This is a genomic window from Hymenobacter agri (genome assembly GCF_054778495.1).
Window position 1 is genome coordinate 1 of the sequence record NZ_BAAGZM010000064.1, and the last position, 13,038, is coordinate 13,038.

Genomic DNA, 13,038 nt, shown 5'->3' on the forward strand with positions numbered 1-13,038 from the left:
CACGGTGTTTGCCCCGTGCAAAGCCCGCATGCAGCGCCTGCAGGCCGTGGCCGAGGAAGCCGGCGTGACGCAGGTGCACACCGGCATGGTCCGCGGCGAGGCAGCCCCGGAGATTGTGGCCGAAGCCGACCGCCAACAGGCTGATTTAATTGTTATTGGGGCACACGGCCAGACCGGCCTCACGCGCTTCCTGATGGGTACTACCGCCGAAATCGTGCTCCGCACCGCCCGGTGCGCCACCCTGCTGGTACGCGCGCCCCTCACCTCCGAACCGACGGCCGCCTAAGCGGGCCGCTGTTCTTCTCTTTTCTCGTAAAAACACCGCTCCGAATACTTACTACAATGGCTCAGACCCAAACCGCCCCCGACGCGCACAACGCCCCCGCTCCGTACCCGCACGCGGCCTCGACCGAAACCGAGCCGCTTGAGGAGCCCAAGAAGCGCAACCCGCTTGTTCTCATTATTCTGGCCCTGGTGCTGCTGGCTGGCGGCTACTACGGCTTCACCCGCTACCAGTTTGCCAAAGCGCACGAAAGCACCGACGACGCGCAAGTAGAAGGCGACGTGTACCCCGTGCTACCCCGCGTGGGCGGCCCGGTGCTCGAAGTGAAAGTAGACGATAACATGCCCGTGAAAAAGGGTGATGTACTCGTCACCATCGACCCGGCCGACTACCAGCAGCGCGTGAACGCGGCCGAAGCCGCCCTCCTCGCCGCCCAGGCGCAGGTAACGGCCGCCCGCGCCGGCGTGGCCACTGCCTCGGCCAACGTGCGCACCGCCCAAACCGGCATTGGTGTAAGCCAGGCCAACCAGGAGCGCCTGCAGAAGGACCTCAAGCGCAGCGCCCTGCTCCGCAAGCAGGACATCATTCCGCAGAGTGAGTACGATGCCGTGCAGGCCAACCTGAAAGCCACCGCCGCCCAGCGCGCCACCGCCACCGACCAGGTGAGCGTGGCCCGCCAGCAAGTGGCCGCCGCCCAGCAGCAGATTGCCGTGGCCCAAGCCGTGGTGAAACAGCGCCAGGCCGACCTCGACAACGCCAAGCTGCAGCTGAGCTACACCACCATCACGGCCCCGCAGGATGGCATCATCAGCAAGAAGAACGTGCAGCCCGGCCAGGTAGTGGGCCCCGGCCAGCAGCTGTTCGGCATTGTGGGCAGCGCCCGCACCTGGGTAGTGGCCAACTTCAAGGAAACCCAGCTGGAAGACATGAAAGTGGGCCAGCCGGTGAAACTGGAGGTAGATGCTTACCCTAACGAGGAGTTTATGGGCCACATCGAGAGCCTGTCGGCCGCTACCGGCGCCCGCTTCGCCCTGCTGCCCCCCGACAACGCCAGCGGCAACTTCGTTAAAGTGACGCAGCGCATCCCCGTGCGCATCGCCCTCGACAAAGTAGACCCGCAGCACCCGCTGCGCGCCGGCATGAGCGTGAACGCCGTGGTGGCGGTGAAATAGTGAAATAGTGAAATAGTGAATGAGTGAGTTGAAAAAAGTTACCCAACTCACTCATTCACTCATTCACCGCTCGTAAGATTTTCGGGCGGTGGCCAGCACTGATACAATCTCGAGGTATTCCTTTTCCAGGTCTGCCAGCTTGACTTTAGGAAAAATTGCAGCATCGCCCAGTAGCTCCAGCCATAATTGGGTTTCATCTGCTTCCTCCACACAAATGCTCAGCTTGGCATACCATTCGGCGCCCGAGCGGCCGCGACACGCCGCCTGGTAATTGGCGGCAACGGAAGTGGCCGAACGCAGCAGCTGCTTCCCCAATACGTCGGCTTCACCACTACGGGGCAACTGCTGATACAACCGGATTACGCGTAGCGCGGCAGCCTTCGTACGGCTCCTAAACGCCTCGTTGAAAGCTGCTTTCGGCAAATTATCCATAACTACTTCATGAATGAAAGAGCGAAGACGCTAAGCGACCTCACTCATTCACTCAATCACTCATTCACAGATGGAAACCGGTTTTAGAAAATGGATTATCGTGGTGACGGTGGTGCTTTGCGTACTGCTTGAGCTCATCGATACCAGTATTGTGAACGTGGCCCTGACCCAGATGATGGGCAACCTCTCGGCCACGCAACAGGAAGTGAGCTGGGTGGTGGCCTCCTACGGCATTGCCAACGTGATTGTGATTCCGATGACCGGCTTTCTGGCCGAGCAGTTCGGGCGCAAAAACTACTTCTTCTTTTCGGTGATTCTCTTCACCCTGGCCTCGATGGCCTGCGGGCAGAGCACCAACCTGTGGGAGCTGGTAGCCTTCCGCTTTGTGCAGGGCGTGGGCGGCGGCGCCCTCATGGCCACCTCGCAGGCTATTCTGATTGATACCTTCCCGCCCAAGCAGCTGCCGCTGGGGCAGGCCCTGTTTGGCATGGGCGTGATTATCGGGCCCACCATCGGGCCCACGCTGGGCGGCTACATCGTCGACAACTACGACTGGCCCTGGATTTTCTACGTGAACGTGCCCGTGGGTATCATGGCGGCCATCTTCACGGCGCTGTTCATTCGCGACCCCGAGCGCATCAAGAATGCCATTCCGCGGCCGTTACGCGAAATCGACTGGGCCGGCATTGGCCTGCTGATTCTGGGCGTGGGCTCGCTGCAGTTCGTGCTCGAGCAGGGCGAAACCAACGACTGGTTCGACGACTCCACCATTGTGCTCTTCTCGATTCTGGCCGCAGTAGGCCTGCTGGGCTTCATCTGGCGCGAGCTCACGGCCAAAGCTCCGATTGTCGACCTGCGCGTGCTCACCAAGAGCCGCAACCTGGCGGTGGGCGCGTTCCTGTCGTTCGTGCTGGGTTTCGGCCTGTTTGCTTCGGTGTTTGTGTTCCCCATCTTCACGCAGCGCATTCTGGGCTTCACGGCCGCCCAAACGGGCTATTTGCTGCTACCGGGCGCGCTGGCTTCGGGCTTCATGATGCCCATCATCGGCCGCCTGCTGGTGAAGGGCGTGCCCCAGAAGCTGATGATTCCCATTGGCTTCACCATCTTCTTCTTCTTCACGTTCTGGATTGCCTCGCGCATCTCGCCCACGGCCGGCGAGAGCGACTTCTTCTGGCCCCTCATCGTGCGCGGCGTGGGCCTGGGCCTCATCTTCCTGCCCATTACCACCATGAGCCTGGCCGGTTTGCAGGGCAAAGACGCGGGCCAGGCCGCCGGCCTCACCGGTATGATTCGCCAGCTGGGCGGCTCGTTTGGCGTGGCCATCGTGGGCACGTATCTGGAACGCAGCATTGCCCAGAACCGGGTGGCGCTGCTACCCAATATTTCGCTCTACAACGCGGCCACGGCCCAGCGCATCCAGGCCTTCACACAAAACTTCGTGTCGCGCGGTTTCCCGCTCGAACAAGCCAAGCAGCAGGCCTACGCCGCCCTCGAAGGCATTCTGATGAAGCAGGTATCCATCATCACCTACGCGCAGGTGTTCTCGGGCCTGGGGCTGTTCTTCATGGCCTGCGTGCCGCTGGTGCTGCTCATCAAGCGCAACAAGCCCGGTGCCGCCGTCGACCTGAACGCGGCCCACTAAGCGACCACGTGCTATTTTCAATTCACGAAAAACCCCGGCGCCCTCCAGCGCCGGGGTTTTTCGTGTAACAGCCGGGGCAACAATCCCGCTCGATTATGAGCTTACTTTCGCGGCCATGACACTCCGCCTTTTCAGCCGCTACGCGCTGGCCCTGCTATTCGTAGGTGCGGGCGTGCTGCATTTTCTGCGCCCGGCCACTTATCTGGCCATTATGCCGGCGCAACTGCCGCAGCCGCTGCTGCTGGTGTACCTCAGTGGCGTATGCGAGGTGTTGGGCGGCCTGGGCCTACTATGGAGCCGCTCGCGGCGGCTGGCCGGCTGGGGCCTGCTGACGCTACTGGTGGCCGTGTTTCCCGCCAACATATACATGGCCCTCATCCACGAACAGTTGCACATTCCAAGTTGGGTTGCCTGGGGCCGGCTGCCGTTGCAGCTGCCACTGCTGTGGTGGGTGTGGAAGGTGATGAAGGGTTGAGTTTTGAGGGTTGAAAGTTGAGTTACAGGAACTGTCTTTTAACTCAACATTCAACCCTCAACCATTAAAACTACTCCCAGCGCACATCCAGCAGGCGCAGCTGCACCGTGCGCTGGCCGCGGTACTCGTTCATTTCAATGGTGTAGCAGGCGCTGAAGGGTTGGCCCTCCTCGATGCGAGGCAGATAGTCGGCCAGGCCGAAGCCAATGGCGTCGAGGGCCGGGCCCTGCGTATCGGCCGAGGCGAGACGGAGCTTGAGGTGGCCGGTGCCCACAATGCGGGCGCTGTGCGGCACGGCAATCAGCCGCTGGGAGGCAAATACCGGGTTGGGGTTGCCGGGGCCGAATGGCTCCATGCGGTGCAGCTCGGCGAAAAACTCCTCGGTGATGCGCCCGATGGGCAGCACCGCCGCGATTTCGACGGGCCGCACGAGGTGCTCGGTGGTGAGGGTATCGGCCACCACCTGCTCGAACTGCCGCTGGAAGGCGGGCACGTTTTCCACCTTCAGCGTAAGGCCGGCGGCGGCGCGGTGCCCACCAAACTGGTCGAGCAGCGGCGCGCAGGCTTCCAGGGCCGTATGCACGTCGAAGCCGGCCACCGAGCGGGCCGAGCCGGTGGCCTTGCCATCGCGCTGCGTGAGAATGACGGTGGGGCGGTAGTATTGGTCGAGGCAGCGCGAGGCCACGATGCCGAGCACGCCCTGGTGCCAGTCGGCCTTGTAGAGCACGGTGGCGCGGGCGTTTTGCAGCACCGGGTCGCCGGCAATCATGTCGAGGGCTTCCTGCGTGGTGTGCTGGTCGGAGCCGCGGCGCTGCTGGTTCATCTGGTCTACCACCTCGGCGGTATAGCGGGCTTCCTGCTGGTCGGGGGCCAGCAGCATGGCCACGGCGCGGCGGGCATCGCCCATACGCCCGGCCGCGTTGATGCGCGGCGCAAAACCAAAAATCAAGCTGCTGATACCGAGCGAGCCTTCGCGCAGCGTAGCCAGCTCACGCAGCGCGGCCAAGCCCGGCCGCAGCAAGTGGGCATCCTCGTTGAAGCGGCGCAGGCCGTAGGACGCCAGCACCCGGTTTTCGCCGGTAATGGGCACGATGTCGGCCGCGATGCTCACCGTTACGAGGTCGAGCAAATCGTGCAGCGGCTCCTTGGGCAGGCCCAGGTGCTCGCCCAGCGCCTGCATCAGCTTAAAGCCCACGCCGCAGCCCGACAGTTCCTTGTACGGATACGGGCAGTCGGCGCGCTTGGGGTCGAGCACGGCCACGGCGGCCGGCAGCTCGTCGCCGGGCAAGTGGTGGTCGCAGATGATGAAATCTACGCCCCGGCTGGTGGCATACGCCACCTGTTCCACGGCCTTGATGCCGCAGTCGAGCGCCACAATCAGCGCAAAGCCGTTATCGGCGGCCGTGTCCACGGCTTTCGCCGAGATGCCGTAGCCCTCGGTGTAGCGGTCGGGGATATAGTCGCGCAGGCGCTCGGCCCCGAACAGCGGGGTGAGGTAGCTCATCACCGTGGCCACCGAGGTAATGCCGTCGACATCGTAGTCGCCCAGCACCAGCACTTTTTCGCCGGCCTGCAGGGCGTGGGCCAGGCGGGCCACGGCGCGGTCCATGTCGCGCATCAGCAGCGGGTTGGGCAGCTGGCGCAGGTCGGGGTGGAAAAAAGCCGCGGCTGCTTCGGGCGTGGCAACGCCGCGCTGCACCAGCAGGGCCGCAATCTCCGGGGCAATGAAGAGGGCCTCGGTGAGGGCGTGAACCTGGGCCGGGTCGGGTGGGGCAATAAAATTCCAGCGCTTAGCAGCGGATATGGGCATCGGATACGTCGTCTAAATGACTTCAAAAGTACGACCAAACCTCGCCCCGCACCGGCCGCCGTACCTTTGCGCCCCGCTCCTGCTCCCTCTCAGCCTCATGCGCAAGCTCCGCGACTTTTACCGCCAGTACCGCCAGTACATTGGCACCGACGTGCTCATGTACGGCACGTTCATCCTGGTTTTGGCGCTAATGTTCGTATTGTTTCGGTAGAAGGACGTAGCCCACAGCCTTTGCTGAGGCAGCAATTCTGCACGGGCTGCAGCAAAGGCTGTGGGCTACGCTCTCCCCTACTGCACCCCGTCGCCGCGCAGCTTGCGGAAGCGCTTGCGGGCTTCGGCCACGTAAATGCTGCCCGGAAATTTGGTGATGACCTGGTTGTAGAGTGCCTGCGCCTGCACCTTATCCTTAATGTCCTCCTCCTGAATGCGAGCCAGCAGAAACAGTGCGTCGTCGCTCAGCACGTCGGCTTTGGGGTTGTTGGTGATGCGCTCCAGGGTGGCCACGGCTCCGGCGAAGTCGCCGGTGCGGCGCTGCAGCTGGGCTTTCAGGTAGTAGGTATCATCGGCCAAGGAATGGCCGGGGAAACGCTCCAACAGCGCATCGAGGCCCTTAATGGCCTCCGGCAGCTTGTTCTGAAACACCAACTGCTCCACGGCGGCGTAGGCTTTCAGGCCCAGGCCCAGCGTGTCTTCCACGGTGTTGTCCTGAATCAGCAGCGAGAGCTGCATGGCGTCGTTGGCAATTTCGCGGGTGGTGGCCTCTTTCAGGATGTCGAGGTGGCTTTGGGCCAGCTTAAAATCGCCGGCATAGTAGCTCAGGCGGGCGTTGCGCAGCTTGGCTTCGTAGCCCAGTGGCGAGTCTTTGTGCGACTTTTCCACCTGCGAATACAGCAGCGTAGCCTCCCAGGGCTCCCCTTTCAGCAGGTACAGGTCGCCCTGCGTCACCTTGGCCTCGTCCACCACTTCGTCGCTGGCGCGGGGCATGTCGATGACTTCCTGCAGCAGTGTCATGGCCTTGGCGCGGTCGTTCAGCTGGAAGGCGTAAAGGTTGGCCAGGCTGCGGATGATGGATGCCGTGTTGGCGTTGCGGCCCAGTTCGGCCAGCAGCTGGTCGTATTCCGTCACCAGCGCGCGCACTTTGGCGGGGTCCACGGGGTAGGTGTCGCGCACCTGCGCCTCGCGGGCCTGCAGCAGGCGCTGGCGGGCCGCGGTGTAATACGGCCCGTTGCGGTACTCTTTGGCTACATAATCGAAGCCTTCGATGGCCGTTTCGTAGTCCTTATTTTGCTGCGCGATGGCGGCCAATTCCAGCACGCGTACGCCGCCACTCCGGGCGCGGCGGTCGAGGGCGCGGGCCTGCACCAGCGCGCCCGTGAAATCGTGCCGCTGCATCTGCAGCCACAGCAGCAGCTCGCTGTAGGCAGCCTGGTCGGGCTTGTCCTGCACGGCCGTCAGCAACAGTTTTTCCAGCGCGTCGAAGTCTTTTTCCTCGTGCAGCGCGTTCTGCAGCATGTTGCGCACAAAGGGCAGCTGCCGGTCGTCCTGGGCCACGAGACGCAGGGTTTCGGCCAGCACCTGCGGCTGGTTGCCAGTTTGGGTATAAAGCTGAATGAGCTGCGGCGCGTACTCGGTATCGTTCTTGGCCAGCGCCCGGCCGCGCAGGTAGGTTTTTTCCGTCCAGGCCGGCAGCTCGCGGTGGGCAAACTCGGCGGCCACCGGCAGCACTTGCGCAGGCGTGAGCTGGGCCACCACCTTCTGCCACTGTTTCTCGGCGGCCGCGGCGTTGCCGGCGGCCTGATACACCGCACCCAGCGTCACGGGCAGCGTAGCATCATCGGGCCGCAGCTTCATGGCTTTTTTCGCCAGCTTTTCGGCGTCCTTGTACTTCTTCAGCGCCTGCAGCGACTCCAGGTACACCGGAAACACCGCCGCGCTTGCCTGCTCTTCAACGGGCAGCTTCTCGAATAGAAATACTGCTTTTTCATGCTCGCCCCGGCGAGCATAGTCTTGGGCCAGATTGGTGCTGCTGGCGGGCACCCAAGCCCCGCTCCGGCCGGGCTGGGCCTGCGCGGTCACGCTCAGCGCAAGGGCGGCGGCAAATAACAGAATCGAAGGACGCATAAGCTTCAACAATCAGAGCACCCGGTACAGATGGCGGCAAGGCAGGCAGGTTGCGGAGGGTAAACGTACGCATCAACCCGCTTCGTTCAACTGGCTTTTGCGCCGGGGACCTTCACCATTCCACCATTACGCAAACCCGCCAGGCCCACCCTGCGGGCAACGAAAAAGGGCCGCACCCGAAGGTACGGCCCTTTTCAAGCTTCAGTTTGGCGCGGCTTAGAAGAACTTAGCGCGGTTGTCCTGCACGTTGGCATGGGCCTTAATTGCCTCGTAAATCTTGCCGTCCTGCTGCTGGGCGCGCTGCTGCGTCAGCTGGGTGCGAATGGCTTTCAGGTCACCGGCCGGAGCGGCGGGCGCAATGCTCACCGGTTCCACCACCAGCACCCCCTGCTCGCCCTGAATGGCAGCCGAGTGCTGGCCGGGCTTCAGCGCGAAGGCTTTGCCCACGGCCTGGGGCTCGAAGCCCACGTTGGCAATGCTGCCCTGGCCGAGCACCACGTCGGGCGCAGTGCCTACCTGAGCGGTGGGGCCATACTTCGAGGCCATTTCCTCCAGCGTGCCCGTCTTGGGCAGCTTGGCCATAATCAGTTTGGCTTTCTCCTCGTTGCGCACCAGCGCCGACAGCTCAGGGCGCAGGTTAGCTACCGTGGCGGTACCCTTGGTGCGCTCGTCGGTGAGAGCGGCAATCACGAACTGGTCGCCCACCGTGAACACATCCGACACGTCGCCTACCTTGGCGGTGCTACCGTTCGGGCCGTGGCCGAAGGCCCAGCGCACCACCTCACGGGCGTTTTGCAGGCCGTTCACGGCGTTGGCGTTGGCATCAAGGTTCTTGGCTTCCTGCTTCTGCAGGGTTTTGTCCTTGGCCACTTCGGCGCGGAAACTGGCCAGGTCGGTGATTTTAGCCCGCAGCTCGTTGGCGCGGCTGTTGGCCGCGTCGTAGGTGGCTTCGCTTGGGGTGATGGTTTTCTTCACCTCGGCCACCTGGTAGGTCTGCTTGGTGGGTGCGGCCGTGATTTTGATGATGTGGTAGCCAAACGACGTCTCCACCAGGTTTGGCAGCAGGCCGGGAGCCGTAGCGCCGAAAATGGCTTTCTCGAACTCGGGCACCATGCGGCCCTTACCAAACCAGCCAAGGTCGCCGCCCTGGTCTTTGGTGCCATCGGTACCGAACTGACGGGCCATGGCGGCGAAGTCAGCACCACCTTTGATTTTGTTCAGGATATCCTGAGCCTTGGCTTTCGCGGCGGCTTTCGCTTCGGGCGTGGTGCCTTCGGCCTTAATGAGGATGTGGCTGGCGCGGGCGGCGGGCTCCTTGCCGGTACCCACACCGGTCACCTTGTACAGCGAATACGTACCGGCCTCAGCATACGGGCCATAGATTTTGCCCTGCGTCAACGGCAGCTGCTTGCGCAGCTCCTCGGGCAGGTCGGCCGGCGAGCGGAAGTTCTTGTTGTAGGGCTGCTCCGAGTTGGCCGATACGAACAGCGAATCGACGGGAGCCGAAGCGAACTGCGTAGCCAACTCGGCCATCGAGGCGCGCACGTTGGCGCTGTCCTCCTTCGAGGCCACCACCGGCACGGTCACGTACTCAATCGAGCGGCCAGCTTCCACTTTGTACTTGGCGGCGTTCTTGTCGAGGTAGGCCTGCAGCTGCGAGTCAGTCACCTTCACGGCCGAGTCGGAGATGCTGCCGTAGGGCACGAACAGGTACTTCACCGTGGCCTTGGTGTTCTGGTTGTCATTAAAGCGCTTGGCTTCGGCCGACGTCACATACACCGAGTTTTTCAGCAGGGCGTTGTACTTGTTGGCGATGCGCTCGGCGGGCAGGTTGGCTTCGAAGTTACGCCAGGCGGCCTGGTTTTCGGGGGGCAGCTTGTCGAGGTTCTTCAGGTACTCAATCAGGCGGGCCTTGTCGAACTGGCCGGTGGCTTTGTCGGTAAAGGCCTGTTTGATGCCGGGGGCCACGTTGTCACCCTGCACCATGTCCACGAGTTCGTCGTCGCTCACCGTGAGGCCCAGCTTGTCCCACTCGGGCTGGAAGGCCAGCTTATAGAGCGTCTGGTTCCAGGCCTGGTCGCGGAGGTAGCTCATGGCCTGGTCGTCGGGCTGGCGGCCCTGCTGGGCGGCAAACGCTTGCTTGGCCTGCTCCAGGGCGGCATTGTACTGCTCGAGCTCCACTTTCTGGCCGGCTACTTCGCCCACCACGGTGTCGTTGCGATTGAAAAGGCGGTTTTTACCGCCCACCAGGTCGCCGCCCACAATAAAGAGCAGCATCCCGACGGCGACGGTACCTACCGCCCAGCCAGATTTTTCCCGAATCGTGTTAATTAAAGCCATTTACTTGTGTAGAGAATCGAATCCGTGTTGGTCAAAAGAGGCGCAAAATAACCAGAATTTGGCCGGCAATCAAAGCATTACCAGTTTTTAGCCGCCCATCCGAAACAATAATGGGGCATCGGCAAGCTACCAGGCCATATTCCAGCGAATTGCCTTTTGCTTAGGGCGTTCGGCTTAGCGCCGCTTTTTGCTCGATTTCGCCGGGGTGCGGGCCTGCTTTTGCCGGGCCAGCTTGGCTTCCTGCTCGGCAATTTTAGCCGCCAGGCGCTCCTGCTGCCGCCAGTAGAGCAGCGGCATCCAGCAGGCCATCGCCACCATAAAAATCCAGTAGTTGCGCATCAGGTCGTTGAAGAGCAAGGTCTGGTAGATGCCAATGACTACTGCCACGACGCCCACGGCAAACAGCACGGTGCGCAACAGGTCTTTATCAAATTTCATAAGCCGAAGAATAGACGCCCTGGGTTACAGCCCGGCCCCCGTTTTGGCCAGGATGCCGGTGGGCCGCTTAATGCTGTAGCGCGAAAAGTTCTGGTTGGCCGTCAGCCCATAGCCGTCGATGTACTCGGTGGGTGTCTCCACTTTTACAAACATGGCCGAGTCGGTGTAAATCAGCTGCTTATTCTTATCAAAGAACATCTCTTCGGTGCTCATCTTCTGCTGGTTGGGCACGTTAGCCACCCGCACGTCGCCCCGCATGATATAGAGGTTCTTGGCTTTATCCGACTTGCCGTACTTGGCCGTGAGGGTATTGACGACTGTTTTCTTGCCATCGGCCGAATAAAACGTCACCTTCACCCCTTTCGGCCACACAAAGTCGCCGTTTTCAAACTGCTGCTGCAGCGGCGCCGTGAGCTGAAATTTTAACTTGGCCGAGTCGCTGATGAGCTCCACCACGTTGGTGGTTTCCATCAGCGGACCGGTGTACAGCAGCTGCGGGCCGGCAACCGATTTCTTTTCGCACGCGGCCAGTGCCAGCCCTGCCAGCACCACCGCACCAAAGCCATAGCTGCGCATGCAGGTGATAAGCACTTGATTGACCGGTTATTGCAACCGGCGCTTGATGAACCAGCGGTTATTCAGCGTCACACCCAGCTGCCCCCGAATGTAGCTTTCCTGCACGTTGCTGGCGCCGCTGCTCACGATGTCGGTATTGCCGCGCACCCCGTAAATGAAGCTCAGGCTGAGCGTAGTCGATTCCAGGGCCGAGGCCGTGGGCATCGGAAATGCAAAGCCCCAGCTCACGGCCCGGTCGTACAGCATTTTACCGCCCGGCTGGTAGGGCAGCTGCGCCATGCTAATGCCGGCGCGGTAGGTTACCCGCTGGAAGTAGTGCTCCACGGAGCCAGGGTCGGGGGCAATTTCGCCTCCCAGGCCCACGCGCATTGTGTTGCTCAGGGCTGGCCCCGTGGTATTGAAGCTCGTAAACTTCGACCATTCCTGCCGGGACACATCAAGGTTCAGGCTCCAGTTTTTATCGTTATCGAGGCTCACGCCGGCCTGGGCCAGGCCGGGCACGTAGGTACTACCGCGGCCATCGTTCACCACCGTCGGCGCGCTGTTGAGGGAGCCGGTAGCGGCGTCTTCCCGCTCCTGCGTGTTCGTCTGCTGGCCGCGCAGGTAGTGGCCAAAGCTGTATGCCCCGCCCAGATTAAGGTTCAGCGACTTGACAATCTTCTGGCGATAATGTGCCCCGGCCCGAAAAGCAAAGTCGGAGTAGCGCGTGTGCTGGCGGTCCACCGATTTCACCAGCGGGTCGGTACTATTGACAATCTGTACCGTGGTGCCCACCGTTTCGTCAACCGTGCCAAACAGGTACGAAGCGGTGAAACCCACGGTCAGGCCCTTCGTGAGGCGCACACCCTGGCCAAAATAAGCCTCCGAAACGCCGCCTGTGCCTTTGTATTGCTTCAGCGATTTTGAGCCGGGCTCGCCGGTTACGTCCTGAATGATATTCGACTCGTAGTCCACCGCGCTCAGGGGCTTCAGTCCTACGGCCGCGCCCCAACGCGAAGCCAGCGGAACCGACATGGCAAAATAGCCCAGCGTGCCGCTCCCGCTGCGGCTCGAAGCCGTCGCATTCTTCACCGTTTTGTATTGCCCGGTGTAGCCGGCTTCGAACGTGGTGCGGCCAGTGTAGTACAGCAGGGCCGGGTTCAGCTCGTTCACATTCACTGAGTTGGGAGCAGCCAGTCCCGTGCCGCCCATGGCCATCTGGCGTACCCCGCCGGTATTGGCGTTGTATTCGCCCAGGCCAATGCGCGAGTACGGCGAGTTGCCCAGGCCCTGCGCCTGCGCGCCGCTGGCCGCAACGGTAGCCAGGCCCGCCAAAAGCATCCCCAGCACCCGGCCATCCACCACTTTATTTGTCAACATGATACGCTAAAATCCGATTTAGCCCGAGCAGTACCAGCTCGGGGACAACAAAGATACACTTCGGGAGCCGGGCAGCCAGAAAGGCGGCATCGCCCCCGGTGAGCACCACTCCCAGACCTGGGTACCGCTGCCGGTACTGAGCCAGTAAGCCTTCGATTTCGGCCACCATGCCGTTCACGACGCCACTCAGCATGCTCCCGGTAGTGGAGTCGCCCACCAGCGGAATCGTTGCATCGGCCGCGGGCAGTTCCAGCAGGGGCAACCGCCCCGTGAAGGCGTGCAGCGCCCGCAGCCGCATGGCCAGCCCGGGCCCGATGCTGCCGCCGTGGTAGGTTTCGTCGGCCGTCACGAGGTCAAATTTCAGGGCCGTGCCTGCGTCGATGACGAGCG

The 13,038-nt window shown here is 62.2% G+C and carries 12 protein-coding genes; 4 read left to right on the plus strand and 8 right to left on the minus strand.

Features of this window, described 5'->3' with window-relative positions; translation table 11 throughout:
• Both ACYVDE_RS05730 and ACYVDE_RS05735 read left to right on the plus strand, forming a co-directional pair.
• On the plus strand, nt 1–286 hold a 286-nt coding region (locus ACYVDE_RS05730), incomplete at its 5' end, for a universal stress protein (RefSeq protein ID WP_460500520.1).
• 56 nt (nt 287–342) lie between these two features.
• Entirely contained in the window at nt 343–1,455 is a 1,113-nt protein-coding gene (locus ACYVDE_RS05735; RefSeq protein ID WP_460500522.1) for an HlyD family secretion protein, read from the plus strand.
• A gap of 63 nt (nt 1,456–1,518) precedes the next feature.
• Here the strand turns inward: ACYVDE_RS05735 and ACYVDE_RS05740 are convergent, their stop codons facing one another.
• Nucleotides 1,519–1,887, minus strand: a complete 369-nt coding sequence (locus ACYVDE_RS05740) for a four helix bundle protein (protein ID WP_460500524.1) — start codon at nt 1,885–1,887, stop codon at nt 1,519–1,521.
• 70 nt (nt 1,888–1,957) lie between these two features.
• Here ACYVDE_RS05740 and ACYVDE_RS05745 point away from each other — a divergent pair, with 70 nt between their 5' ends.
• Nucleotides 1,958–3,529 carry an efflux MFS transporter permease gene (locus ACYVDE_RS05745; protein WP_460500525.1) on the plus strand — a complete coding sequence of 524 codons (1,572 nt, stop codon included), beginning with the start codon at nt 1,958–1,960 and terminating at the stop codon, nt 3,527–3,529.
• Nucleotides 3,530–3,644: 115 nt separating this feature from the next.
• Entirely contained in the window at nt 3,645–4,004 is a 360-nt protein-coding gene (locus tag ACYVDE_RS05750; RefSeq protein WP_460500527.1) for a DoxX family protein, read from the plus strand.
• Between the two features lie 70 nt (nt 4,005–4,074).
• On the opposite strand, the gene recJ is transcribed toward ACYVDE_RS05750, so the two are convergent.
• The 7 genes from recJ to ACYVDE_RS05785 all read right to left on the minus strand — a co-directional run.
• Nucleotides 4,075–5,814 carry a single-stranded-DNA-specific exonuclease RecJ gene (gene recJ, locus ACYVDE_RS05755; RefSeq protein ID WP_460500529.1) on the minus strand — a complete coding sequence of 580 codons (1,740 nt, stop codon included), beginning with the start codon at nt 5,812–5,814 and terminating at the stop codon, nt 4,075–4,077.
• 288 nt (nt 5,815–6,102) lie between these two features.
• On the minus strand, nt 6,103–7,935 hold the full coding sequence (locus ACYVDE_RS05760) for a tetratricopeptide repeat protein (protein WP_460500531.1): 1,833 nt from the start codon (nt 7,933–7,935) through the stop codon (nt 6,103–6,105).
• Between the two features lie 216 nt (nt 7,936–8,151).
• Nucleotides 8,152–10,275, minus strand: coding sequence for a SurA N-terminal domain-containing protein (locus ACYVDE_RS05765; protein WP_460500532.1), 2,124 nt, complete (start codon nt 10,273–10,275; stop codon nt 8,152–8,154).
• 174 nt (nt 10,276–10,449) lie between these two features.
• On the minus strand, nt 10,450–10,713 hold the full coding sequence (locus ACYVDE_RS05770) for a hypothetical protein (RefSeq protein WP_460500533.1): 264 nt from the start codon (nt 10,711–10,713) through the stop codon (nt 10,450–10,452).
• A 24-nt stretch (nt 10,714–10,737) separates the two neighbouring features.
• On the minus strand, nt 10,738–11,289 hold the full coding sequence (gene lptC, locus ACYVDE_RS05775) for an LptA/OstA family protein (protein ID WP_460500534.1): 552 nt from the start codon (nt 11,287–11,289) through the stop codon (nt 10,738–10,740).
• A gap of 27 nt (nt 11,290–11,316) precedes the next feature.
• Nucleotides 11,317–12,648 carry a hypothetical protein gene (locus ACYVDE_RS05780; protein ID WP_460500535.1) on the minus strand — a complete coding sequence of 444 codons (1,332 nt, stop codon included), beginning with the start codon at nt 12,646–12,648 and terminating at the stop codon, nt 11,317–11,319.
• Nucleotides 12,635–13,038, minus strand: a 404-nt coding sequence (locus ACYVDE_RS05785; protein ID WP_460500536.1) for a type III pantothenate kinase, incomplete at its 5' end; no start/stop codon positions are given. The genes ACYVDE_RS05785 and ACYVDE_RS05780, both read right to left, overlap by 14 nt.